The 21,242-nt window shown below is 58.9% G+C and carries 24 protein-coding genes; 9 read left to right on the plus strand and 15 right to left on the minus strand.

Translation table 11 applies throughout. The annotated features are described in order from the left end of the window. Positions 1-6 precede the first annotated feature (6 nt). On the plus strand, positions 7-351 hold the full coding sequence (locus ACYZTL_RS22560; protein ID WP_461953595.1) for a YciI family protein: 345 nt from the start codon (positions 7-9) through the stop codon (positions 349-351). 57 nt (positions 352-408) lie between these two features. Next, a complete protein-coding gene (locus tag ACYZTL_RS22565) occupies positions 409-1,644 on the plus strand; it encodes an RNA polymerase sigma factor (protein ID WP_461953596.1) in 1,236 nt (411 codons plus the stop codon). A gap of 46 nt (positions 1,645-1,690) precedes the next feature. Here the strand turns inward: ACYZTL_RS22565 and ACYZTL_RS22570 are convergent, their stop codons facing one another. Next, positions 1,691-2,545 (minus strand): LysR family transcriptional regulator, encoded by an 855-nt coding sequence (locus ACYZTL_RS22570; protein WP_461953597.1) that lies wholly within the window; start codon positions 2,543-2,545, stop codon positions 1,691-1,693. An 89-nt stretch (positions 2,546-2,634) separates the two neighbouring features. On the opposite strand from ACYZTL_RS22570, the gene ACYZTL_RS22575 reads away from it, so the two are divergent. Then, a complete protein-coding gene (locus ACYZTL_RS22575) occupies positions 2,635-3,072 on the plus strand; it encodes a multidrug/biocide efflux PACE transporter (protein WP_461953598.1) in 438 nt (145 codons plus the stop codon). Between the two features lie 284 nt (positions 3,073-3,356). On the opposite strand, the gene ACYZTL_RS22580 is transcribed toward ACYZTL_RS22575, so the two are convergent. The 3 genes from ACYZTL_RS22580 to ACYZTL_RS22590 all read right to left on the minus strand — a co-directional run bounded on the left by ACYZTL_RS22580 (position 3,357) and on the right by ACYZTL_RS22590 (position 6,168). Beyond that, positions 3,357-4,079, minus strand: a complete 723-nt coding sequence (locus ACYZTL_RS22580) for a TylF/MycF/NovP-related O-methyltransferase (RefSeq protein ID WP_461953599.1) — start codon at positions 4,077-4,079, stop codon at positions 3,357-3,359. Continuing rightward, on the minus strand, positions 4,076-4,942 hold the full coding sequence (locus tag ACYZTL_RS22585; protein WP_461953600.1) for a hypothetical protein: 867 nt from the start codon (positions 4,940-4,942) through the stop codon (positions 4,076-4,078). The genes ACYZTL_RS22580 and ACYZTL_RS22585 overlap by 4 nt, the downstream gene beginning before the upstream one ends. Before the next feature lie 203 nt (positions 4,943-5,145). Further along, entirely contained in the window at positions 5,146-6,168 is a 1,023-nt protein-coding gene (locus ACYZTL_RS22590) for a transporter (RefSeq protein WP_461953601.1), read from the minus strand. 275 nt (positions 6,169-6,443) lie between these two features. Between ACYZTL_RS22590 and ACYZTL_RS22595 the strand changes: the two genes are divergently transcribed. Further along, a complete protein-coding gene (locus ACYZTL_RS22595; RefSeq protein WP_461953602.1) occupies positions 6,444-8,069 on the plus strand; it encodes a methyl-accepting chemotaxis protein in 1,626 nt (541 codons plus the stop codon). A gap of 75 nt (positions 8,070-8,144) precedes the next feature. Here ACYZTL_RS22595 and ACYZTL_RS22600 read toward each other — a convergent pair whose 3' ends face one another. The 3 genes from ACYZTL_RS22600 to ACYZTL_RS22610 form a co-directional block, all read right to left on the minus strand. Beyond that, positions 8,145-8,450 (minus strand): PepSY domain-containing protein, encoded by a 306-nt coding sequence (locus tag ACYZTL_RS22600; RefSeq protein WP_461953603.1) that lies wholly within the window; start codon positions 8,448-8,450, stop codon positions 8,145-8,147. 158 nt (positions 8,451-8,608) lie between these two features. After that, positions 8,609-8,917: a PepSY domain-containing protein gene (locus ACYZTL_RS22605; protein ID WP_461953604.1), complete on the minus strand. Its 309-nt coding sequence runs from the start codon at positions 8,915-8,917 to the stop codon at positions 8,609-8,611. A 197-nt stretch (positions 8,918-9,114) separates the two neighbouring features. Beyond that, positions 9,115-10,242 (minus strand): glycerophosphodiester phosphodiesterase, encoded by a 1,128-nt coding sequence (locus ACYZTL_RS22610; protein WP_461953605.1) that lies wholly within the window; start codon positions 10,240-10,242, stop codon positions 9,115-9,117. 221 nt (positions 10,243-10,463) lie between these two features. Here ACYZTL_RS22610 and ACYZTL_RS22615 point away from each other — a divergent pair, with 221 nt between their 5' ends. After that, on the plus strand, positions 10,464-10,790 hold the full coding sequence (locus ACYZTL_RS22615; RefSeq protein ID WP_461953606.1) for a DUF2025 family protein: 327 nt from the start codon (positions 10,464-10,466) through the stop codon (positions 10,788-10,790). Between the two features lie 151 nt (positions 10,791-10,941). Here the strand turns inward: ACYZTL_RS22615 and ACYZTL_RS22620 are convergent, their stop codons facing one another. After that, on the minus strand, positions 10,942-11,259 hold the full coding sequence (locus tag ACYZTL_RS22620; RefSeq protein WP_461953607.1) for an antibiotic biosynthesis monooxygenase family protein: 318 nt from the start codon (positions 11,257-11,259) through the stop codon (positions 10,942-10,944). After that, positions 11,256-11,963, minus strand: coding sequence for a CTP synthase C-terminal region-related (seleno)protein (locus tag ACYZTL_RS22625; protein ID WP_461953608.1), 708 nt, complete (start codon positions 11,961-11,963; stop codon positions 11,256-11,258). Before ACYZTL_RS22625 ends, ACYZTL_RS22620 begins: the two co-directional genes overlap by 4 nt. 15 nt (positions 11,964-11,978) lie before the next feature. On the opposite strand from ACYZTL_RS22625, the gene ACYZTL_RS22630 reads away from it, so the two are divergent. Continuing rightward, complete coding sequence (locus ACYZTL_RS22630) at positions 11,979-12,929, plus strand: LysR family transcriptional regulator (protein WP_461953609.1); 951 nt, start codon at positions 11,979-11,981, stop codon at positions 12,927-12,929. A gap of 87 nt (positions 12,930-13,016) precedes the next feature. On the opposite strand, the gene ACYZTL_RS22635 is transcribed toward ACYZTL_RS22630, so the two are convergent. Beyond that, positions 13,017-13,625 carry a TetR/AcrR family transcriptional regulator gene (locus tag ACYZTL_RS22635; RefSeq protein ID WP_461953610.1) on the minus strand — a complete coding sequence of 203 codons (609 nt, stop codon included), beginning with the start codon at positions 13,623-13,625 and terminating at the stop codon, positions 13,017-13,019. A gap of 213 nt (positions 13,626-13,838) precedes the next feature. On the opposite strand from ACYZTL_RS22635, the gene ACYZTL_RS22640 reads away from it, so the two are divergent. Next, positions 13,839-14,879, plus strand: coding sequence for an MBL fold metallo-hydrolase (locus tag ACYZTL_RS22640; RefSeq protein WP_461953611.1), 1,041 nt, complete (start codon positions 13,839-13,841; stop codon positions 14,877-14,879). 212 nt (positions 14,880-15,091) lie between these two features. Then, positions 15,092-16,549, plus strand: coding sequence for an amidase family protein (locus tag ACYZTL_RS22645; RefSeq protein ID WP_461953612.1), 1,458 nt, complete (start codon positions 15,092-15,094; stop codon positions 16,547-16,549). Positions 16,550-16,595: 46 nt separating this feature from the next. On the opposite strand, the gene ACYZTL_RS22650 is transcribed toward ACYZTL_RS22645, so the two are convergent. From ACYZTL_RS22650 to ACYZTL_RS22660, 3 genes are all read right to left on the minus strand, one after another. After that, the gene (locus tag ACYZTL_RS22650) at positions 16,596-16,916 is read right to left on the minus strand and encodes a helix-turn-helix domain-containing protein (RefSeq protein WP_461953613.1); all 321 of its coding nucleotides are present in this window, start codon (positions 16,914-16,916) and stop codon (positions 16,596-16,598) included. A 141-nt stretch (positions 16,917-17,057) separates the two neighbouring features. Then, a complete protein-coding gene (locus tag ACYZTL_RS22655; protein WP_461953614.1) occupies positions 17,058-17,375 on the minus strand; it encodes a helix-turn-helix domain-containing protein in 318 nt (105 codons plus the stop codon). A gap of 93 nt (positions 17,376-17,468) precedes the next feature. Then, positions 17,469-18,236 carry an AraC family transcriptional regulator gene (locus ACYZTL_RS22660; protein WP_461953615.1) on the minus strand — a complete coding sequence of 256 codons (768 nt, stop codon included), beginning with the start codon at positions 18,234-18,236 and terminating at the stop codon, positions 17,469-17,471. A gap of 112 nt (positions 18,237-18,348) precedes the next feature. Here ACYZTL_RS22660 and ACYZTL_RS22665 point away from each other — a divergent pair, with 112 nt between their 5' ends. Then, positions 18,349-19,164: a sulfite exporter TauE/SafE family protein gene (locus ACYZTL_RS22665; RefSeq protein ID WP_461953616.1), complete on the plus strand. Its 816-nt coding sequence runs from the start codon at positions 18,349-18,351 to the stop codon at positions 19,162-19,164. 41 nt (positions 19,165-19,205) lie between these two features. On the opposite strand, the gene ACYZTL_RS22670 is transcribed toward ACYZTL_RS22665, so the two are convergent. Continuing rightward, on the minus strand, positions 19,206-20,159 hold the full coding sequence (locus ACYZTL_RS22670) for a GGDEF domain-containing protein (RefSeq protein ID WP_461953617.1): 954 nt from the start codon (positions 20,157-20,159) through the stop codon (positions 19,206-19,208). 3 nt (positions 20,160-20,162) lie between these two features. Next, the gene (locus ACYZTL_RS22675; RefSeq protein WP_461953618.1) at positions 20,163-21,176 is read right to left on the minus strand and encodes a response regulator; all 1,014 of its coding nucleotides are present in this window, start codon (positions 21,174-21,176) and stop codon (positions 20,163-20,165) included. Positions 21,177-21,242: the final 66 nt, after the last annotated feature.

Below are 21,242 nucleotides of genomic sequence, written 5' to 3' on the forward strand. Positions count from 1 at the left end.
AGCCCCATGAAGTATTTATGCCTGGTCTACAGCAACGAACAGGAGTTGCACTCACTGCCCGAAAGCCCCCGGGACGCCGAGTGCATGGCCTACGCCGAATCGATCCAGGGCAGCGGCCGGATGCTCGCGGCCGAGGCGCTGGAGTCGGTGCAGACCGCCACCACCGTGCGCATGCGCAACGGCAAAATGTCGATCACCGACGGCCCGTTCGCCGAAACCAAGGAGCAGTTGGCCGGGTTCTACCTGATCGACGCCAAAGACCTCAATGAAGCCCTCCAGGTCGCCGGCAACATTCCTGCAGCCAGGGTGGGTTGTGTCGAGGTGCGACCTGTTCGCGAGTTGAATCCCTAACTATCACAAGCAAGGAGATTCCATGGTAACGCTGGTGACCGTAGGCACGCAGGACTGATGCCCGGGGTGTCGGTCAAGGCTAGGGTCGAGCAGGTTTACCGCGAAGAGTCGCGGCGGATCCTGGCGACCCTGATCCGTTTGCTCGGCGATTTCGATCTCGCCGAAGAGGCCTTGCACGAGGCTTTTTTTATCGCGGTCGAGCGCTGGCAGCGCGACGGTGTGCCGGACAATCCACGGGCGTGGCTGGTGTCCACCGGGCGCTTCAAGGCCATCGACGTGTTGCGGCGCCGTGCGCGGTTTGCCGCGTCCCGGCCGATGTTGATCGCTCAACTGGAGGCGCTGGAGCAGGCCGACTGGAGTGACGAGGACGTGGAAGACGATCGCTTGCGCCTGATCTTCACCTGCTGTCACCCGGCCCTGGCGGCGGATGCTCAAGTGCCGCTGACATTGCGCGAAGTCTGCGACCTGACCACCGAAGAAATCGCCCGGGCGTTTCTCTCGGCACCGGCGACCATTGCCCAGCGCATCGTGCGGGCCAAAGCGAAAATCCGCGACGCGAAAATCCCCTATCAAGTACCGACCCTGGCGGAACTGCCCGAGCGACTCGACAGCGTGCTGCGAGTGATTTACCTGGTGTTCAACGAAGGTTACTCGGCGTCCATCGGCACCGAGCTGACCCGGGAAGACCTGACCCGCGAGGCGATCCGCCTCGGACGTTTGCTGATGGAATTACTGCCCGAGCCCGAAGTGATGGGCCTGCTGGCGCTGATGCTGCTGCATGAGTCACGGCGTCCGGCGCGAACGTCGCCGAGTGGTGAGCTGATCCTGCTGGATGAGCAGGACCGTTCACTGTGGGATGCCGGGTTGATTGCCGAAGGTTGCGCGCTGATCGAGCGGGCGCTGAGTACGCGGCGATTCGGACCTTACTGCCTGCAAGCGGCGATTGCGGCGGTGCATGCCGAAGCGCCGACGGCGGGGGAGACCGACTGGCTGCAGATTGTGGGGCTGTATGACGTCCTGTTGGCGGCCGTGCCTTCGCCGGTGATCGAGTTGAACCGTGCGGCGGCGATATCCAGACGGGATGGACCGTTGGCGGGGTTGACGTTGATTGAAGGAATTCTGGCACGCGGGGAATTGCAGGATTACCACCTGGCGCATTCAGCGCGAGCGGAGTTTTGTCGGCAGTTGGGACGGGTGGACGAGGCGCGGGCGGCGTTTGAGCGGGCGCTGGAATTGACGCAGCAGGTGCCGGAGCGGCGGTTTATCGAGGCTCGGATCAGGGCGTTAAAGTGATGTGATCTGGCGGGCCTCTTCGCGAGCAAGTCGAATGGCCGCACCGCTATTCCAGCATCTTGCCCAACAACCAACTCCCCGCCGGCCCCGGCGGATGCAGCCGCGACCACAGTGCATCGACGAACAACGGTTTCGGCCACCCGCGCACATTCAACTCCTGCAACGTCCCGGCGCCAAACCGCCCCACCAGCCATCGCGGCAACGGCGCCCAACCGAATCCGCCCTGAGCCATTTCCAGCAGCATCAAATAACTCGGTGCCGACCAGACGCGCCCCTTGGCGCGGCTTTCATACGGATTGACGATCGTCGCCAGACGCAACTCCCGGTGCTGTTGCAACATTTCCTGATCGACGCCCGCCAGCGCTGCCAACGGATGCTCGCGGGACACGAACAAGGCAATTTCCGTACGCTCTGCCACCGTCGAGCTGACCAGATCCGGCGGGTAACTTTCTTGCTGCTCGGCGAACGCCACATGCGCCCGACCGCTTTGCACCAGCGCCACCAGGTCATCGCATTCGGCGATCAGGCATTCGAGTTCCAGGTCTGGGTATCGCTGTTCGAACGCACTGAGCGCCGCTTCGAAGCGGTCGGATTGATAGGTGTCGGAAATCGCCACGGTCAGCTTCGGTTCAACCCCCTGAGCCAACTGGCTGGCGGTCATTTCCAGACGGCTGGTCGCCGCGAGGATTTCCTCGGCCCGCTGCAACATCACATGCCCGGCCGGTGTCAGGGTCGGCTTGCGGCTGCTGCGATCGAACAGGATCAGATCCAGATCAATTTCCAGGCTCGCCACCGCCGCGCTGATGGTCGACTGACTGCGGCCCAGCTTGCGCGCCGCTGCGGAAAACGAGCCTTGGGTCGCCGCCTGCACAAACGCCTGCAACACTTCCTGGGAGGCCATGAACTATCGCCTTGGTCGATGGTTATTGGTTATGAAGTATCGTTGCGAGCGTGGATCATGGCAACCACAGTCACTCAGGAGTTCTGCTCATGAACATCCAAAAATCCATCACTGAACGTATTTTTCAGGCCATCGGCTTCGAGCTGCTGGCCATCGTGATCTGCACCCCGTTGCTGGCGTGGATCATGGACAAACCGATGCTCGACATGGGCGTCGTCACGGTGGTGATCGCGGCGCTGGCGCTGGCCTGGAACGTGGTGTTCAACGGGATTTTCGATCGCCTGCTCGAGCGTTTCGACCTGGTGCGCAACGCTTGGCTGCGAGTGGTCCATGCGCTGCTGTTTGAAGGCGGACTGGTGGCGGTGGGCGTGCCGCTGATTGCCTGGTGGCTGAAGGTCAGCCTGTGGCAGGCATTCCTGCTGGACATCGGTGTGTTGCTGTTTTTCCTGCCGTACACCTACGTTTACCACTGGGCGTATGACGTGTTGCGGGAGCGGGTCCTCATGCGCCAGGCTTGTGAAGGATAAAAGCAAAAGATCGCAGCCTCCGGCAGCTCCTACAGTTGAAATACGATCCCTGTAGGAGCTGCCGGAGGCTGCGATCTTTTGATCCTGAAAGCCTGCTTACAAAAACATCCCGCCCGACGCCTCTGTGGGAGCGGGCTTGCTCGCGAAAGCGGTTAATCATTCAACATCAATGGTGACTGACACACCGCTTTCGCGAGCAAGCGAACGTCGCCCGGCCCTTCCCACATTGGATATTTTTCATATTCAAGAACCTGCTCTACCCCAAGAACAGAGCAGGTTTTTTGTTAAACGTGGAAATAACCTACGCAGCTATCAAACGGCAAACGCTTGAGTTCGATCTTGTTCAGGTCGAGCACTTCACGCAACGCTTTGGTTTCGCCCGGGAAGTTGCGGTAAGCGACTTCGTCCAGCACCACGATCGCGCCTTTTGGCATGTACGGCAGGAAGGTTTCCAGCGCGACTTTGGTCGATTCGTACAGGTCGGTGTCGAGGATCAGCATGGCCACGACCAGGTCAGGACGGGTCTTGACCCACTCCGGCACGGTCTTGACGATGTCGCCCTTGACCAGTTCGCAACGTGGAATGCGGTTCACCGGACGCAGCAGGTCGTTGGCGTCGATCATGTCCTGGATCAGCGACTGGTCGGTGTCGGAGAACATGGTCTCGTTGACGTCGGCCGGGTCTTCTTTCTTGTCGATGCTCTGGAAGCCTTCGAAGGTGTCGAAGCCGACGATCGAACGGTTGATCGCGTACGGTTCGAGAATCATCGACAAGTGCATGTACAGCATCAGCGAGTTGCCCTTGTACACGCCGCACTCGATGATCGCGCCCGGTACTTCAGCGACTTTCTTGAACAGTTCCATACGCGACAGCGCAGCGGTTACGCCGATGCGGTTGGCGAAGACGTACGGCGCGTCGGCCACGTACTCGGCGTCGACCCGTTTCAGAACGTTGGCACGGGTTTCGTTGTACTGGGCCTCGGCGGGCGTGATGCGACGCTTGGTCATTGCTGGATTCCTTGGAAATTCGAGAAGTCGTGGGCGTGGAAGTAGTCTTTGAAACCGGCGCCGACGTCAGGGCACGCGCTGTCGACGTTGATCGCGCCGCGCTTGTGCTTGAGGTCGTCGAGGTGCATCAGGCGGAAATCCACGCTGAAGCGGGTTTGTTGCGTGTAGTTGGGCACCGTGCCGTGCAGGTGTGACCCCGAAAAAATCAGCATCTCGGCGGTGTTGCCGGCGATGCGTATTTCGGACGCGGTGTTGATCGCTTCGGTGGGCACCGGGTGCTGGCGTGCCTCTTCCTTGACGTTGTCCTTGGCGCGTTGACGTTGTACGTCAATCCAGTCCGACAGGCTCCATTGCGCCGAAGTGTTTTTCACCGGGGCATCGAAGTAGGTCGGGTTGATCATCATGGTCTGGTCAGGCTGGATCGTGTAGACCGGCATCCAGGTATTGATCTGGCAATCGACGCCGCCGTACCAGGTATCGCGATGCGGCTTGTAGGCATAGCTGACGCCCGCATGCAGGTAGTCGTAGTTCGGCACGACGCGGATACGCGGTACGTCGAAGATGAATTCTTCGGGGGCTGCACCGATCTCTTCGGTGAAGCTGCGAATCAGCTCTTTGGCGCGCTGACTGTTGGTGAACTGGCCCTTGAGGCGTGTCACCAGTACCACGAATTCTTCCACCGGCATCAGCGTGTGCAGCGCCTGGTGGTTGGTTTCGCCGTCGAAGGCAGCGGTGATGCTTTCCTGGGCGAACGCACACAGCTCTTTGGCGGTGCGCAGTTGTGTGTTCAGGAAGATGTCGCCGGCGTAGATGGCTTCTTTGAAGTCAGCTTTCTGTTGAAGCTGATTGATGTACAGATTCACGATTCCACTCCTGAATGCATCGAGTCTATTAAGAGTCGGCCACACGTTAGCAAACTGAAGTGCAATCCGGCGGAAGGTGGATCAATAAAAGCGCAATCCCCTGAATTTTCGACGAAAAGCATTGTCCGGACAAAAAAATCCCGGCTCAGGAACGGGCCGGGATGCCTTGCGTAGGAGCTGCCGAAGGCTGCGATCTTTTGATCTTAATAATCCTGGCGCTTACGAAACGCCCAACGCCCCGCAATCACCGTAAACGTAGCCACCAGCGCCACCAGAATCCAGAACCCTTCCGGATCCTCGGATAGCGGCACCCCACCCACGTTCATGCCAAAGAAACCGGCAATGATGTTGATCGGCAACGCCAGCACCGTCACCACCGTCAGGGTGAACAGCGTGCGGTTGCTCTGTTCGTTGAGGTTGGCGGCAATCTCTTCCTGCAACAGTTTGATCCGTTCACCCAGCGCCGTGAGGTCGTTGATGATCAGCGCAAACTCCTCGGTGGACTTGCGCAGTTCCTTCACGTCTTCCTTTTGCAACCACTGCGGCGGACGGTTGAGCAGGCGCAGCAACGAGCCCGGCTCCAGCGCCAGCAATCGTTGCAGGCGCACCAGCACCCGGCGATTGGCGCCCAGCTCCGCGCGGTTGGTCGACAGCCGCGAGGACAGCAACTCATCTTCGATCTGATCGACACTGAGGCTGGTCTTGCGCACGATCTGCGTTAGCACCTCACCCTGGTCGCGCAGCAAATGCACCAGCAATTCCAGCGGCGAACGAAAGCGTTCACCGGCCTTCACCGACGAACGCAACTTGTCCACAGAGTGCAGCGGTTGCAGGCGTGCGCTGATGATCAGCCGACTGCGGGCGCACACCCACAGCGTCGACACATCCGACGACACCATGCTGCTGAGGTTGAACACCACATCGTTGACCACCGCCAGCAACGCCGAATCGACATGCTCGATGCGCGTCGAACGCGAGCCTTCATGCAAGGCTTCGAAAAACTCGTCGGGCAATTCCAGATGACTTTTCATCCAGCGCTCGCACGCGGCGTGGGCGAGGTTCAGGTGCAGCCAGAGAAACTCGTCGCTGTCGTCCTGTTGCTGCAGGCACCGCAACGCCATGGCCGAATCGAGCTCGCGACCACGTTCGCCGGGGCGAAAACTGAAACCGTACAGCAGACCGAACAGGTCCGGGTCGCGATGGCTTTGGTCGATGCTGTGGTTCATTTGGTCTCGCTGTGAGGAGGCGCCTGTCGCGGGTTTCACAGGTTCACTTGAACCGCATCATCGCAAAACGTGATGACATTTTTGTGACGATTAGATAACGCAAACGTTTGCTTTACCGATGGTCGGATTCTCTTCAAGAAGCGCTCTGGTATGCCGATGACGCTTAAGTTAAGTTGCGCGCCTTCGGCCACCAGCCAACGCCGCAGACAGGGATGTCCGGACTACTTTCACGCCTCACCCAAGGCGTGCCTCATTCCTGTCATGAGTACCTTCCGATGTTTTTGCAACAGTCTTTGAGAGCGCAAATTCTCGCCCTGCTGAGCGGCAGCCTGTTGGCGATGTTGTTGATCGCTTTGGCCTGCTTTCACTTTCTGTCCAGCGGCGTTCAGAGCTACGCGAATCTGATTGAAGGTCCGTTGCATACTTCGCAATTGATCGATGAAGCCAACCTGCAATTCAAGGCGCAGGTCCAGGAATGGAAAAACGTCCTGCTGCGCGGGAAGCAACCGGCGGACCTGGACAAGTACTGGAAGCAGTTCGAAGACCGTCAGCGCGATGTGCAGGGCATCCTCGGCGAACTGGCCGGGCAGAAGGGCATCGAGCCGCAACTCAAGACCCGCATCGAACGCCTGCGTGACGAACACCGCGTGTTAGGCGCGGCCTACCAAAAGGGCCGTGATGCCTACTTGGCGGCCGGTGCCGATTCAACCGCGGGCGACACTGCGGTCAAGGGCGTGGACCGGGCGACCAGTGATCAGCTGAGCGAACTGGTCAGTGAATTGCGCAAACAGGGCACTGAGAAGTCGAAGCTGATCAGCGCCAGCGCCGATCGCACCGTGTTGCTGGGGATCATCGTGATGCTCGCTTCGGGTCTATTGATCGGCCTGTTGAGCCTGTGGCTGGTCAACCGCAACCTGGTCGAGCCGATTCGCAAGCTGATCGACTACGTGGCGCAACTCAGCCAGGGCAAATTTGCCGAACGCGTGGCCAGCACCCGGCAGGATGAGCTGGGCAAACTGGCGACCGCGGCCAACACGCTGCGCGATTTCCTCGCCGACACCTTCAGCCGCTTGCAGGTAAGTGCCAAGGATCTGGACGGCGCCAGCGGTGAGCTGAAAGCGATCGCCGGCCTCATGGCCAGCGGCACCAACGAGCAGTTCAACCGCACCGACCAGGTGGCCACAGCGATGAACGAAATGTCCGCCACCGCGCAGGAAGTCGCGCGCCACGCCGCCGATGCCGCGCGTGCGGCGGATGACGCCGACCAGTCCGCCCAGCAAGGCGAAAAAGTCATGCAGGGCACCATCCACACCATCACCCGCATGCGCGGCGAAATCGCCAACACCGCGACGGTCATTCGACAGTTGGAAACCGACAGCGGCCGCATCGGCAAAGTGCTGGAAGTGATTCGCGGCATCGCCGAGCAGACCAATTTGCTGGCGCTCAACGCGGCCATCGAAGCCGCCCGTGCCGGTGAAGCCGGGCGCGGTTTCGCGGTGGTGGCCGATGAAGTGCGCAGCCTGGCCCAGCGCACGGCGGCGTCGATCATCGAGATCAACCAGATCATCCAGACCGTGCAAACCGGTGCGGTGGACGCGGCCCAGGCGATAGAAAGCGGTCAGTCGCGCAGTGAAGAAAGCGTCGAACAGGTGACTCAGGCCGGTGCCATGCTGGAGCGCATCACCCTCGCCGTGGAAGCCATCCGCGACATGAACCGCCAGATCGCCACCGCTGCCGAAGAGCAGACCTCGGTCGCCGAAGACATCTCGCGCAACCTCACCGAAATCACCAGCATCGCCAGTACCAACCTGGACAACGTGCAGCGCACCGAAGCGGCCAGTCACAACCTGCATGGGTTGTCGGGGCAACTGAATGAGGTGACGGCACGCCTCAGCGCCTGACTTCGGCCGGGCGCGCGCACAAAAAAGCCGCACGATGATCAAATCGTGCGGCTTTGCGGGGAGCGTCGGTTGGCCTTATTTGTTGTTCAGGACCTTGCCGGTCGCGGCTAACAGGTCCACGTTTTTCTCGTCCTTATTGGCGTCAATCAGGTCGACTTCATAGATGTAACCGTCGAGGCGATGTTCCAGTTGGGTTTTGGTAATCCTCGAACCCGGATGCAGCTTCAGTGCGACCTCGTTCAATTCTTCCAGCGGCTTGATCTTGCCTTCCTTGAGCAACTGAGGAATATGGTGCAGCAGCACATCGTTTTCATTCGCCTGGGCCAAACCGGCAGTGAGGGTCAGGGTGGCAGCGGCGAACAAAGCAGTCAGTGTTTTCATGAGGTTCATTCCTTGGATGAGTTAATGGCGCGAGGTCAACTTAATCGCGGCAACTTAACTCACCCTTAAAATTCCTGAACCGGAATCAAAGTCTTACAAACGCTCAGACGCAAAAAAGCCGCACGATCCGAAAATCGTGCGGCTTTGTTGTTTGGGCATCAGTCGTCTTGCTTGTTTTTCAGGACTTCGCCGGTGGCGGCGTTCAAGTCCACGTCCCATTCAATGCCTTTGGCATCTTTCAGTTCGACTTCGTACTCGTAGTTGTTGAAGTGGTTGTCCAGGTCGCTGTCTGTAATCGTGGCACCCGGGTGCAACTTCAATACGATCTGGTTCAGTTCTTCCAGCGGCTTGATCTTTTTATCTTTGACCAACTGAGGGATCTGATCGACAGGAACATCATTCGCCTGGGCCAGGCCAGCGGTGAGGGTCAGGGCAGCAGCGGTGAACAGGGCAGTCAAAGTCTTCATGAAGTTCATTCCTTGGGTGAGCTGTTTAAGTGGCGCCAGATTAAATGTGGCAACTTAATTCATCCTTAAATTCCCGGAACCGCGTCGTTTGCAAAAGCTTCGCGGGCAAGTCGAATCGTCGCACCGCCGCTCCCACAGGATTGATGCGGACCTGTGGGAGCGTGGCTTGCCCGCGAACGGGTCGCCTCGGTCCTGGATCAATACCCGTTGTTCTGCAACAACTGCGCAACGGTGCCCGCCGCCGGGCGTTTGTAGAACTTCAGCAGTTCGCTGGCGCGGTTGGTAAAGATGCCATCGACGCCAGCGTCCATGACTTTCTGGTAATCCACCGGATCATCGACGGTGTAGACGTGCACCAACAAACCCTGATCGTGGGTGTACTGGTTCATCCACGGTTTCACCAGGTCTGAGTAGCTCTGATCGCCGCCCTTGGTCAGCGCGGCAGACGGCCCGGTGCCGATCGCGCCCTGGGCCTTGGCGTACTCGACCCATTGCTGGAATTCGGCTTTGTCCTTCGGTTCCTGTTTGGCGTAGTACGTGGCTTTATCCTTGTCGCCAGACTCGGCGAACGTCACTTTGGACTTGGGCTCGATGCTGCCTTCGCCGACCCACAACAGCAGGATCTTCGGCACCTGCGGCATTTCTTTTTCCAGCAGTTCGAGGCTGCTCTTCTCGAAGGTTTGCAGCACCACCTTGCCTGTGCCCTGGCCGACCGCCAGATAGCTTTTCGCCAGTTTGGAACCGGCCGGACTCAGCCAGCCGCGATCCTGCAATTTATCCTTGAGGTCGCGCTCGATGCCGGGAAATTGCTTGGGCTCTTTGGTTTCGATGTACAGGCCGGGCTTGTGCAGCGGGTTGCCTTGGGCAATGTCGATGATTTCGTCGAGGGTCAGGATTTTCAGACCCGCGTAGGAAGGACGCGCGCGATCCGGGTACGCAGTGTTGAACCAGCTACCGGCATCGAGGGTTTTGAGTTCGGCGATCGTGAACGCGTTGGCCGGGCTGTCCTTGCGCTCAGGGAATTTGCTGGCGACGTCGGTAGTGCGTTGCAGGTTGTTGTCGTGCAGGGCAAACAGCACGCCGTCCTTGCTGCGTTGCAGGTCCATTTCCAGGTAGTCGGCACCGAGGTCGCGCGCCAGTTTGTAGGCGGCGACGGTGGATTCCGGCGCATCGAAGGAGGCGCCACGGTGGGCAATCACCGCCGGATGCGGGATGCCCGAGCGTGTTGCCAGTGAGGCAGGGCCTGGCTCGCTGGCGGCCTGCGCCTGGCCGAGGCCGAGCAGCACGCTCAGCAGCAGGGCGCTCTTGGTGAAAGTAACAGTCATGGTCGAGATCCTTTCGCAGAGTGTTTCAAAGATCTCACTTTTAACAACTGCGCGCCGCTTGTGCTATCGCGAGACCGACATAAACGTGTTTAAAGCAGATTTTTTCAGCGCTTTTGTGCGGTTCTTTGCAGTACTCTTGGCTCCGGCAGTTTCCCCGGCAGAGGGAACGCCCTTCATCTTGCCCTGCGTGTAAACCATCGATCACTTGTGTGAGGTTTATCATGCGCATCACTTCCCAGCTCATCTGCCAGGCCGCCGACCAGCTCAAAGGTTTCGTCGGCCTCAATCGCAAAACCGGCCAGTACATTGTGCGTTTCAGCGAAGATTCCTTCGGCATGGACGTGGCGGATGACGGCATTATTCCTGCGAGTGAATTTGTCTGGGCACCGGGGCCGGAGCAGGCCATGACGCTTAAGCGCGAGCTGATTCAGTTGTTGCTGGATCAGCACATTGATGACCGGATCAACATTACCGAGCCGTTGCGGGTGTATATGAATCGGCGGGAAGTGCCGGAGATTTCGGCGGTGCGGAGTCTGGTGCGGGGCTGATAGTTTGTGGTGTTTGTGCTGGCCTCTTCGCGAGCAAGCCCGCTCCCACACTGGATCTTCTGTGCACACATAATCTGTGGTCGGCCGGGGATCAAATGTGGGAGCGGGCTTGCTCGCGAAGGCGGCCTGAAGAACACCACATCATCTACTGCTAAAACCCATAGGCCCGCTCAACCCTGCACACCCGCGTATGACACGCCGAATACCAGGTCGAACGCCCACGCTCACGAATCGCGCTGTGCTCGGGATGATGTTTCCACGCCAGAATCGCCGCCTCACTGTCCCAATAGGACACCGTAATCCCGAGCCCATCCTCGCCCCGCGCCGATTCAACACCCAGAAATCCAGGCTGCTCGCGCGCCAGTTCAACCATACGCTCGGCGGCCTCGGCGTAACCCTGATCGCCCTCGGTGCGCAGGGAAGTGAAAATCACCGCGTAATACGGCGCAACAGGCGTCCGGGCAATCATGACTTCTGCCTCACACACGCGTCGATCAACGCACTGACCAGCGGCGGCAACCGACCTTTGAGCGCGGCACGTTCCGGTTGAAACAGCGTGGCGACAAAGAACGGATGCCCATGCAATTCCACCACTCGCAAGTCCCCTGAAGAATCGTGTCCGACAGCGCACAGCTGTTGGCTCAATAACGCCCGTTCAAACTCGGGATTCACACCGTAACGGCAGCGATAGCCTTCACGAATCTCGGCGCTTTCGTACGCCCTGGCGATCAACGAGCCTTCAACCAGATGAATGCTGTCGATGACTTCCACCCGCTCACAGGTCAGCGGCGTGAGCAGCGCTCGCGTCGCATCGGGTGATGTCTCGCCGTGCTCGGCATCTTGCCAACCCAGAACGTTGCGGGCGTATTCAAGTACGGCGTGTTGAAAACCACCGCACGTTCCGAGGAAAGGTCGCTGTTGTTCGCGGGCAAAACGTATCGCTCGCAGCGCGCCGTCCATGTCGCGGTAAGGGCTGGCCGGCACACACCAGAAGCCGTCGAAGTCTTCCAGCGGCGTGTCGTCGTTGATGCAGTCGGTGGCCAGCCACTGGAACTGCACGTCCAGTCCGGTGTGTTCGGCAGCCATGCCGAGGGCGACGGGGATCGCCTGGTGGGCGGTGACTTGCGGGTCGTAATCGCCGATCAGGGCGATGCGGATGGCGGTGTTTTCCATGAGTGCTCTCGACGCTTGTTGATTCCTGGAGTCCACTATAGATTGGCGTTCACGCACTCAATATTGGCGTTACCCCAAGTGATCAATGCAGCGACGCACTATCGACTGGATTACCCCGACCTGGCCCTGATCCTCGCGCTGGTGCGCGGCGGCTCGCTGGCCCGGGCGTCGGCGCTGATGAAGGTCGACGTCTCGACCGTGTTCCGCGCCGTGCGCCGACTGGAAGCCGCAATGGGTCAGCAACTGTTCGAAAAGAGCCGCGCCGGCTACTTGCCGACCAGCCTGGCGCAGACACTGGCCGAACAGGCCGAGCGCGCCGAACAAGCGCTGGAGGCGGCGCGCATCGGCGTGGAGCAGGGCGGTGAAGTCATCAGCGGCACCGTGCGCCTGACCTGCACCGATTCGGTCCTGCAAGGTTTGTTGGTGCCGGCGCTGGCGCAGTTCATGCCCGGCTATCCCGCGCTGACCCTCGAGTTGAGCACGTCCAACGACTTCGCCAACCTCGGCCGCCGGGACGCGGACATCGCCTTGCGCCTGACCCGGAACCCGCCCGAACACTTGGTGGGCCGATGTCTGGCGCAGGTGTCCTATCGCGTCTGTGCCAGCCCGGCGTATTTGAAATCGGTGAATGCCGCAGACCTGGCGTCGCTCACCTGGATCGCCCCGGACGACTTCCTCCCCGATCACCCCACTGTCGCGTGGCGCCGTCAGCAGTTACCCGGTGTCACACCGGGTTATCGCTGCAACAGCATGTTGTCGGTCACCGAACTGGTGCGGGCCGGGTTGGGGGTTGCGGCATTGCCGGACTTTCTGATTGGCGACGGGCTGCAACCGCTGAGCGAGCCGTTGCACGGTTACGACACCGCGCTGTGGTTGCTGACCCGTCCGGACTGTCGTGCGTTGCGCTCGGTGGTGACGTTGTTTGATGAGTTGGGGCGGGCGTTGAAACTGCCAGATTCATTCTGAAACACATTACCGTGTTTTTTCAGAGCTACCGTTCATCGGTCAAACGGCGGACATTGTCATTTATTCCAGTGGGAATAAGTGCTTGATCTAGAGCTGATAGCAGGCCAGGAACATGTCCAGCGCCGACTCCACGACAGTGGCCTGCATCTCGGGGGAAAGGCCGGGCAGCCCCATGGAAATCTGCGGCCAGAAGGCAAAGGATTTGAGCATTCCCTGAAGCTGTTGGGCGGTAAACTCCGGATCGACCGGCTTCAATCGCCCATCGGCCTGAGCGGCGCGAATCCACACGGTCAAACATTCTTCACGCTCGCCCATTCGCGCGACCATGTTCTGCGCGCGTTCGGGGGAATGGATGGTGGCCGCGATGGCCACCCGCGCCAGGTCGAGAAAATTGTCATCGCCCATGATCTGCAATTTCGCCAGCAGCATCCGGCTCATCTGGTCCCGAAGAGGTAGATCAGGGCGGTAGGATATTTCCTGTTCGGCCGTCACCCGCGCCCATAATTGATTGAGGATTTCGGCGAACAACTCTTCCTTGCTGGGGAAGTGGTTGTACACCGTGCGCTTCGACACGCCAGCGGTGGCGGCGATCTTGTCCATGCTGGTGATGTCGAAACCGTTGGCACGGAATTCGGCAATCGCCGCTTGAATGATCGCTTCGCGTTTTCGGTCGGTCAGGCGCTGTGGAGCTGTCATAAGTACGCTTCGTCAGAAGAAGTCAGGAATTACACTCGGCAGTTTACTTGTGATCGGCTTTGATGCAACCTAGAAACTACACTGTGCAGTGTAATGTTTTGTTAGTCCTGCGCAGTCAAAAATTGAGTGTTCGGCTGATGCGTGCGTGCCTTGGCCATTTATCGTCTTAAAGCAGAAACTGCGAATCGTGCGGTTTCCTGGAGTCATTCCGTCATGGCCAATTCCACTAACGCCTCTGCGCCTGAAGCTTCCCGTCAGGCAGAAGGGCATTTCCGAAACCATGCGCCCGTGCAACGCGAAGGCTTGCGCAAAATGCTGCGCATCATGTGGAACATGATCTTCCACAAACCGCGCAGCACCCGGCCGAGCGCTGTTGTTCCGGTGCAACGCCTGCCCCGTGATGCGCTGATCGCCGCGCCCAACCACAGCGTCTATCGCCTGGGCCATTCCACCGTATTGCTGAAACTGCGGGACAAATTCTGGATCACCGACCCGGTCTTCGCCGAGCGCGCTTCGCCGGTGCAATGGGCAGGCCCGAAGCGCTTTCACCAGCCGCCGATCAGCCTTGAAGAATTACCACCGATTGAAGCGGTGATCCTGTCCCACGATCACTACGACCACCTCGATTACCAGGCTGTGCTCAAACTGGCGGAAAAGGCCAAATACTTCCTCACCCCGCTGGGCGTCGGCGACACCCTGATCAAATGGGGCATCGACGCCAGCAAAGTGCGGCAACTGGACTGGTGGCAGGGCACCGAAGTCGCCGGCATCCAGTTCGTCGCCACACCGTCGCAACACTTTTCCGGCCGTGGCCTGTTCGATGGCAACAGCACGTTGTGGGCTTCGTGGGTGATGATCGACGGCGACACGCGGATCTTCTTCAGCGGTGACAGCGGCTACTTCGACGGTTTCAAACGCATCGGCGAACACTACGGCCCGTTCGACCTGACACTGATGGAAACCGGTGCCTACAACGTTGAGTGGCCGCACGTTCACATGCAGCCGGAACAAACCCTGCAAGCGCACATCGACCTGAAAGGCCGCTGGTTACTGCCGATTCACAACGGCACCTTCGATCTGTCGATGCACGCCTGGTACGAACCGTTTGACCGGATTCTGGCATTGGCCTGGGAACGCAGTGTGTCAATTACCACGCCGCAAATGGGTGAGGCATTCAATGTGATGTACCCGCAGCGGGGCAGTGCGTGGTGGTATGAGGTGGAGCAGCAGGTGTATCAACAGAGTTTTAGCTGAACTGGCTACAGATGAACGCGAATATTCATACGTGATCCAGCGATAAGTGATGACCGACTTTTCCAGCAGCCTCTGTAGGCTGGAAGTAGGAGCGAGCTTGCTCGCGATGGACGTTAACGATAACGCGTAATTCCTGAATAAACGCGTCGCCTTTACGTCCATCGCGAGCAAGCTCGCTCCTACAGGAATCAGTCAAAAAGGATCTAATTCACATGGAAGTAACGTTAAGTGCCGCTTCGCCTGTACGCGAAACAAGGCTGGAATATCTAAGTGTCGATGAACTCAGTCAGCGGATGGATCGCAATCAGTTGAGCGCCGTCGGGCTCGTGCAGCACCTGCAACAGCGGATTGCAGCGCTGGATAAACAAGGACCGACGATCAACGCAATCATCGAACTCAACCCTGATGCGTTGGCCATGGCCGAGTCCCTGGACCGGGAACGGAAAGCAGGTTACATCCGCGGGCCTCTGCATGGCATTCCGGTATTGCTCAAGGACAACATCGATACCTCCGACCAGATGCAGACCAGCGCGGGGTCGCTGGCCATGGTCGGGCGACCCGCCGCGCAGGATGCCTTCGTCGTGCAACGTCTCCGGGTGGCCGGCGCGGTGATTCTCGGAAAAACCAATCTCAGTGAGTGGGCCAACTTTCGCGACCCGACCCTCCCCAGCGGCTGGAGCGGGCGCGGCGGGCAAACCAAAAATCCCCACGTATTGAGTGGTGATCCATGCGGTTCCAGTTCAGGTTCCGCTGCTGCCACGGCTGCAGGGTTTGCCCCTCTTGCCGTCGGAACGGAAACCTCTGGCTCGATTATCTGCCCGGCGTCCCTCAATGGTGTGGTGGGCATCAAACCTACGGTAGGTCTGTTAAGCCGAAGCGGCATCATCCCCGTGACGCAAAAACTGGATACACCCGGCCCCATGGCACGCACGGTTCGCGAGGCGGCACTCTTGTTGAATGCCATGACAGGTAGCGATCCCGCCGACCCGGTGAACAAACCCCATGATCTGGATAAAACGGACTACACCGCTCTGTTGCGTCCGAACGCACTGGTAGGGCAGCGAATCGGATACCCCGCCAAATTCGATCGCAGCAATTTGCCGCTCCTCAGCGACCCTCAGTTTTCTCAAGCGTTGGAGCTCATGCAGGCTGCAGGTGCAACGTTGATACCCGTGGAACTGAGTGATCCATTGTCGGAACGGGTAGACGACGCGTTTCACATGGGGATCAAGCGTGACCTGCCTCGTTACCTGGCGACTCGCACTGGCATTCCTGCCTTCACACTGGAAGACCTTCTATTGTTCAATGCTCCAAACGTTGAAGGTTTCAATCAAGACACGTTGATAGCGGCCAGCAAAGTCGTCTTCGACGAGCAAACCTACAATCAGCTCTGGCAGAAAATTCAAAGTGAAAACGCTGCTGCCATCGACCAATGGCTGGTAGTGTATCAACTGGATGCCATCGTCTCGGATGTCGAATCGCCTGCCATGAACGTCGTGCCGCTGGCGGGATACCCCGGCATCATGGTGCCTACCGGCATCGCCGATGACGGTGTGCCGACATCGATCTTCTTCTATGGACCGCGCTGGAGCGAGGCCAATCTACTGGCATTGGCCTACGGGTATGAACAAGTGTCCCATGCGCGGCGGACGCCTGCGTTCAAGCCATAGTGGTTGATCGGTGCAGGTCTGGGCGGTGCTTGCCAGGCCTCACGCTTCAGGCGAAAACCACCTCAATTCGCCCCTCTTTTCTCGATCGGGGGGCTGACTTGACCACGATCTGCACGTCTCGCCCAAGCAGGGAAAGGCATTCCATCATCTTTGCTTCACTGATGCCGCGAAACTTTCCACGCAGCATTTCAGAAAGTTTGGGTTGAGACAGGCCCAGGATTTCGGACGCTTGAACCTGAGTCAAATGGCGAGCCTTGATGATCTCGCCAATTTTTGCGGCCAGTTGGGATTTGACGCGCATTTCATTGGCGTTGGGCGTCGAGAGGTCTTCATAGACGTTCCCGCTGCTTTCTTCGATTTCAATCATTGTTTGATCCTTTTGCGTGATCTTGCGCCGCCTGTAGGAGCCAGGCTCCTACAAAAAAACCACTGCTTTCGATCTGTCACGCTTTTGATGAGGATCGTGAAATATACCTATATGGGGATAATCGTCAATCGATGATTCCTCTCACTCAACCATCGCAAAATCCGCCCGCCCCACGGCATTCGACGCAGACCCTTTAACACTCATCCCCCGCCCCGGCGCAAACCCCGGAAAGAACACCAACCCCTCCGACTCAAACCGATACGCCAACGCCAACCGGTTTTCATCCGACACATCTCGCTTGGCCTCAAATCGCTCAATCGCGTCGACCGAAACGCCAGACTCCCGGGAAAGCTCATCAACACTCCAACCCAACATCGCCCGGGCCTGGGCGCAATGGACGGGGGTGAATTGGAAGAGGGCGATACGTTCCAGGGTGATTTTCATCGCATAAGAGGCCATGGTGTTCTCCGGGTTCGAGAGTGCTGATTCAAAATTTACTGTGTTTTTGTACAGTTGTTTTGCGCCCGGATCAAACTCATTTTTTGATTTTTGCTATTTCGCTCCTTCCAACCAGACGGACGGCGCCTGACCCAACACACGGCGAAACATCGTCGAAAATGCCGCTGGGCTGTCATAGCCGAAATCCAGCGCAATCCGCGTCACCGGCTCACCCACCGCCAGCCGCGCGAGCGCCAAAACCACGCAAGCGCGCTGCCGCCATTGGCTGAAACTCAGGTCGGTCTGTTGGCGAAACAGGCGATTGAACGTGCGCAGACTGACATGCAACTGATCCGCCCATTGCTGCGACGACTGATGCGCATCGGGCCGCTGCAAAAAGCCCTGGCACAACCCGAGCAACCGCGCATCGACGGGCAGCGGAATGTGCAACGGCAAGTGAGCACTGCGCGCCAGTTCGTGCAGCAGCAAGTCGATCAACGCCCCATCACGCCCGGCCTCGTCGTACGCCAGTGGAATCTCCACCGCCTCCATCAGCAAATGCCGCATCAACGGCGAAACGCTGATCACCTGACAACGACTCCCCAAATCAACCGCCGCCGGTTCGATGTACAAACTCCGCGTGCTCACCCCCAGCATCAACACCTCATGCGCCACTCCCGCCGGAATCCACACTGCCCGCTGTGGCGGCACCACCCAATTACCGTAGTGCGTGCTGACCTGCATCACCCCGGTAGCGCCGTACAGCAACTGCGCCCGTCGGTGCGTATGACGGGGCAGCACATGACCGTAGGAATAATCCGTACCGATCGCCACCACCGGCCGTGGCGTGTCATCCAGCACATCAATCGAAACATTGCGCATCGAGCGGCTTCCAGCAGTTGGCGTAAACGCAAACATTATTGGCTGACTTGCTGAAGCAGGCCAAGTCGCATCGCTCTATCGTCGACCGCTCTCAACCAACGGACGACGCGCAATGTTCTATCTCCTGCTGACACTCTTCGGCTGCATGACCGGCGTCACCGCCGTGCTGTTCGGCTTCGGCGGCGGCTTCGTCGTCGTGCCATTGCTGTACCGCATGCTCATGGCCAGCCACGGTGCAGACGACCCGATTGGCCAATCGGCGATGCACATCGCCGTCGCCACCTCGACTTGCGTGATGATCGTCAACGCGTTGGTCGCCACCGGAAAACATCACCGCGCGGGTAATCTGATTCGCCATTACCTGTGGCCGTTGGGTGGGTTCATTGGATTGGGGGCGGTGGTCGGAGCGGTGGCGGCGATGTGGGTGAGTGGTGAGGTGATTCGGTATGCGTTCATTGCCTACCTGGGCGTGACCATTGTGGATTGCTTGTTCAGACGTGGGTTTCTTACGCACGCTGGTAATGGAATCCCACGGCGATTGGGGAGGGCGGAAGTGTCCGGGGGCGGCGTAGGAATCGGCGCTATCGCCACGTTTCTCGGCGTGGGCGGTAGCGTCATGACCGTGCCGTTGCTAAGACGTTGTGGCCTCAGCATGTCCCAAGCCACGTCCATGGCTAATCCGCTGAGTCTGCCCGTGGCGTTGACCGGGACGCTGACTTACATGGCGATGGCGGGATTTTCCGAGTTTGATCTGGGGGCGTGGTTTGTTGGTTATGTGGATGTGCTGGCGTTTGCGGTACTGACGGTTGGGTCGCTGGTGGGGATTCGGCTGGCCACGCCGTGGATCGGGCGGATACCGGATCGGGTGCATGCGCGGGTTTACATGGGTTTGCTGCTTTTAGTGATGTTTGGAGTGTGGGTTAAATAACGGCACAGACCTCTCGAGAACCTTCATGAACCACTCTTTATCTATTCATAAACCGTCACCCGATTGCGCCCGGCCTTCTTCGACGCATACAGCGCCTGGTCCGCCCAGGCGATCAGGTCGGCGTAGTTGGTCGAGGGCTGACTCAGGTCGGCCACCCCCAGGCTGATAGTGAAACGGATGCTCTGTCCGTTGTGCAGCACTTCCAGCCCTTCAACGGCCTTGCGCAGACGCTCGGCGAAAACCGCTGCACTGGTCTTGTCGGTGTCTGAAAGCACCACTCCGAACTCTTCACCGCCATAACGCCCGGCCACATCGGTATCGCGCACATGCTCGCGGACCAGCCTGGCGACTTGCTCGATGACCTTGTCACCCGCCTGGTGACCATAGGTGTCGTTGACCCGCTTGAAGTGGTCGATATCGAACATCACAAGGCTAGTGGCATTACCATAGCGCTGGTGCCGGGCATAGGCGCCTTTCAGGCTTTCTTCCCAATGACCGCGGTTGTACAGGCCCGTCAGCCGATCGGTACTGGAGAGTTTCTGCAGTTGCGCGTTGGCGGTCTGGAGTTGATGCCGGTTGGTGGCGACGTCGGTGACGTCATAGATCACCAGGCAGATATGGTTAATTTTGCTGTCGGTGGAGCGCAGCGGTAACAGCGTGGTGTTCTGGTACATGAACTCTTCCTGGCCGGTGATCGGCTGGTAGTTCTTGAACCGCACCAAATATGGACGCTGCTCCCAGACAGTGAACGCTGGCGTGCCCAGGGTAGCGACGCTTTCCACTTTGCGGCTGAACCATTGGCGGTCGATTTCGGGAAACAGACTGAAGACATTCTGATTGTGAGCGTCCTTGGGCTGCACCCCGGAGCGGTTCTCCATGAAGGTGTTCCAGACCTGCACGCGGTAGTCGCGGTCGAGCACCACCACACCGACGTCGATGCTCTGGACGATCGCCAGCAACCAGTGAAACTCGTTCAGATCAATAGGATCGTTCATGGCTCAGTTCATCAAGTAGGCGAGTTTGTGGGTCAACCGCTCGATTGAGTCTTCCGTGAACAACAACAAAAGGTCGAAACGAATATCATGCCCTTCCAGGCTGTAGCTGATCTCCACCGCCAGGGTCTTTTTCCAGTGCTTGCGGTTGACCCGGATCAGCTCATCGATGGCCGCGTGTTGACCGAGAATCTGCGGGTGGCCCTGAGAAAACACCACATCGATCTGTTCGGCAATGCTGCTCAGGCAAGCACCGATCAGAACGCTGGAGAGGTCCAGCAGCATTTCCAGATCCGAATAATCGGTGCTCTGGCGCTGCATCAACTTCGCTATGTCGGCGATTTCCGAGTCGTGAAACATCAACAGGGCTTCGCCGGCGATGCCACTGCCGATAAAACCCTGGCAGATGGCTGTGAGTCGCTCGCAGCTGCTGGCATCGGTCAGCGCCATGTGCAACTCGCCGACTTCGAGGATGTTCACGTTTGGTACGGGCAACTGCACAAAGACGCCCAACACCTTGGCGATCAGGGCGGCCGCCCGGCCGATGGCAACGTTGACCGTTTCGCGGAACACATCGTGAAAACTGATGACCGTGTTCGCTGCCACCCGACTCCCCAGCGACGCTTGGCCGGGTGCTGTCAGTAGCCCCAGCTGACTGAGTGTCTGGCGCAACTCGTTTTCGTCGAAAGGCTTTTTCAGGAACGCCAGCGCGCCCAGCTCACGCACGCGGCGTATCGCTTCTTCCTGAACGTCACCGGAGATCACGATGACGTGCGCCTTCAATCCTTCGGCGCGCAAGGCGCTCAATACCTGATAGCCATCCATCTGGGGCATGGTCAGGTCGAGCAGCACCACCTGTCCCAAACCCCGGCGTATGGCCTCCATTGCCTGGCGACCATCAGTGGCCTCGGTGACCGAAACCGGCCAGTCCGCCGGCAGTGCCCGTAACACTTGCTTACGGGCCATATTGGAGTCGTCACATACCAGTAGGGGAATCACGGACACAGCCAGGGCGCTCATCGGTGTTGGATATCAGGGAAATGATTACCGGCATCATGCCATAAGGTTGTAAAGCCCACCTAATGA

The sequence above is a fragment of the Pseudomonas sp. LB3P81 genome (assembly GCF_054897965.1).

Bases quoted from the DNA above. Each gene is read 5' to 3' on its own strand.
- ACYZTL_RS22625 (WP_461953608.1), bottom strand. From the start codon at position 11,963: ATGGAAAACACCGCCATCCGCATCGCCCTGATCGGCGATTACGACCCG.
- ACYZTL_RS22655 (WP_461953614.1), bottom strand. From the start codon at position 17,375: ATGGCCTCTTATGCGATGAAAATCACCCTGGAACGTATCGCCCTCTTC.
- ACYZTL_RS22665 (WP_461953616.1), top strand. From the start codon at position 18,349: ATGTTCTATCTCCTGCTGACACTCTTCGGCTGCATGACCGGCGTCACC.
- ACYZTL_RS22645 (WP_461953612.1), top strand. From the start codon at position 15,092: ATGGAAGTAACGTTAAGTGCCGCTTCGCCTGTACGCGAAACAAGGCTG.
- ACYZTL_RS22565 (WP_461953596.1), top strand. From the start codon at position 409: ATGCCCGGGGTGTCGGTCAAGGCTAGGGTCGAGCAGGTTTACCGCGAA.
- ACYZTL_RS22635 (WP_461953610.1), bottom strand. From the start codon at position 13,625: ATGACAGCTCCACAGCGCCTGACCGACCGAAAACGCGAAGCGATCATT.
- ACYZTL_RS22675 (WP_461953618.1), bottom strand. From the start codon at position 21,176: ATGAGCGCCCTGGCTGTGTCCGTGATTCCCCTACTGGTATGTGACGAC.
- ACYZTL_RS22650 (WP_461953613.1), bottom strand. From the start codon at position 16,916: ATGATTGAAATCGAAGAAAGCAGCGGGAACGTCTATGAAGACCTCTCG.
- ACYZTL_RS22670 (WP_461953617.1), bottom strand. From the start codon at position 20,159: ATGAACGATCCTATTGATCTGAACGAGTTTCACTGGTTGCTGGCGATC.
- ACYZTL_RS22580 (WP_461953599.1), bottom strand. From the start codon at position 4,079: ATGACCAAGCGTCGCATCACGCCCGCCGAGGCCCAGTACAACGAAACC.
- ACYZTL_RS22600 (WP_461953603.1), bottom strand. From the start codon at position 8,450: ATGAAAACACTGACTGCTTTGTTCGCCGCTGCCACCCTGACCCTCACT.
- ACYZTL_RS22570 (WP_461953597.1), bottom strand. From the start codon at position 2,545: ATGGCCTCCCAGGAAGTGTTGCAGGCGTTTGTGCAGGCGGCGACCCAA.
- ACYZTL_RS22560 (WP_461953595.1), top strand. From the start codon at position 7: ATGAAGTATTTATGCCTGGTCTACAGCAACGAACAGGAGTTGCACTCA.
- ACYZTL_RS22590 (WP_461953601.1), bottom strand. From the start codon at position 6,168: ATGAACCACAGCATCGACCAAAGCCATCGCGACCCGGACCTGTTCGGT.
- ACYZTL_RS22640 (WP_461953611.1), top strand. From the start codon at position 13,839: ATGGCCAATTCCACTAACGCCTCTGCGCCTGAAGCTTCCCGTCAGGCA.
- ACYZTL_RS22615 (WP_461953606.1), top strand. From the start codon at position 10,464: ATGCGCATCACTTCCCAGCTCATCTGCCAGGCCGCCGACCAGCTCAAA.
- ACYZTL_RS22620 (WP_461953607.1), bottom strand. From the start codon at position 11,259: ATGATTGCCCGGACGCCTGTTGCGCCGTATTACGCGGTGATTTTCACT.
- ACYZTL_RS22575 (WP_461953598.1), top strand. From the start codon at position 2,635: ATGAACATCCAAAAATCCATCACTGAACGTATTTTTCAGGCCATCGGC.
- ACYZTL_RS22610 (WP_461953605.1), bottom strand. From the start codon at position 10,242: ATGACTGTTACTTTCACCAAGAGCGCCCTGCTGCTGAGCGTGCTGCTC.
- ACYZTL_RS22605 (WP_461953604.1), bottom strand. From the start codon at position 8,917: ATGAAGACTTTGACTGCCCTGTTCACCGCTGCTGCCCTGACCCTCACC.
- ACYZTL_RS22595 (WP_461953602.1), top strand. From the start codon at position 6,444: ATGTTTTTGCAACAGTCTTTGAGAGCGCAAATTCTCGCCCTGCTGAGC.
- ACYZTL_RS22660 (WP_461953615.1), bottom strand. From the start codon at position 18,236: ATGCGCAATGTTTCGATTGATGTGCTGGATGACACGCCACGGCCGGTG.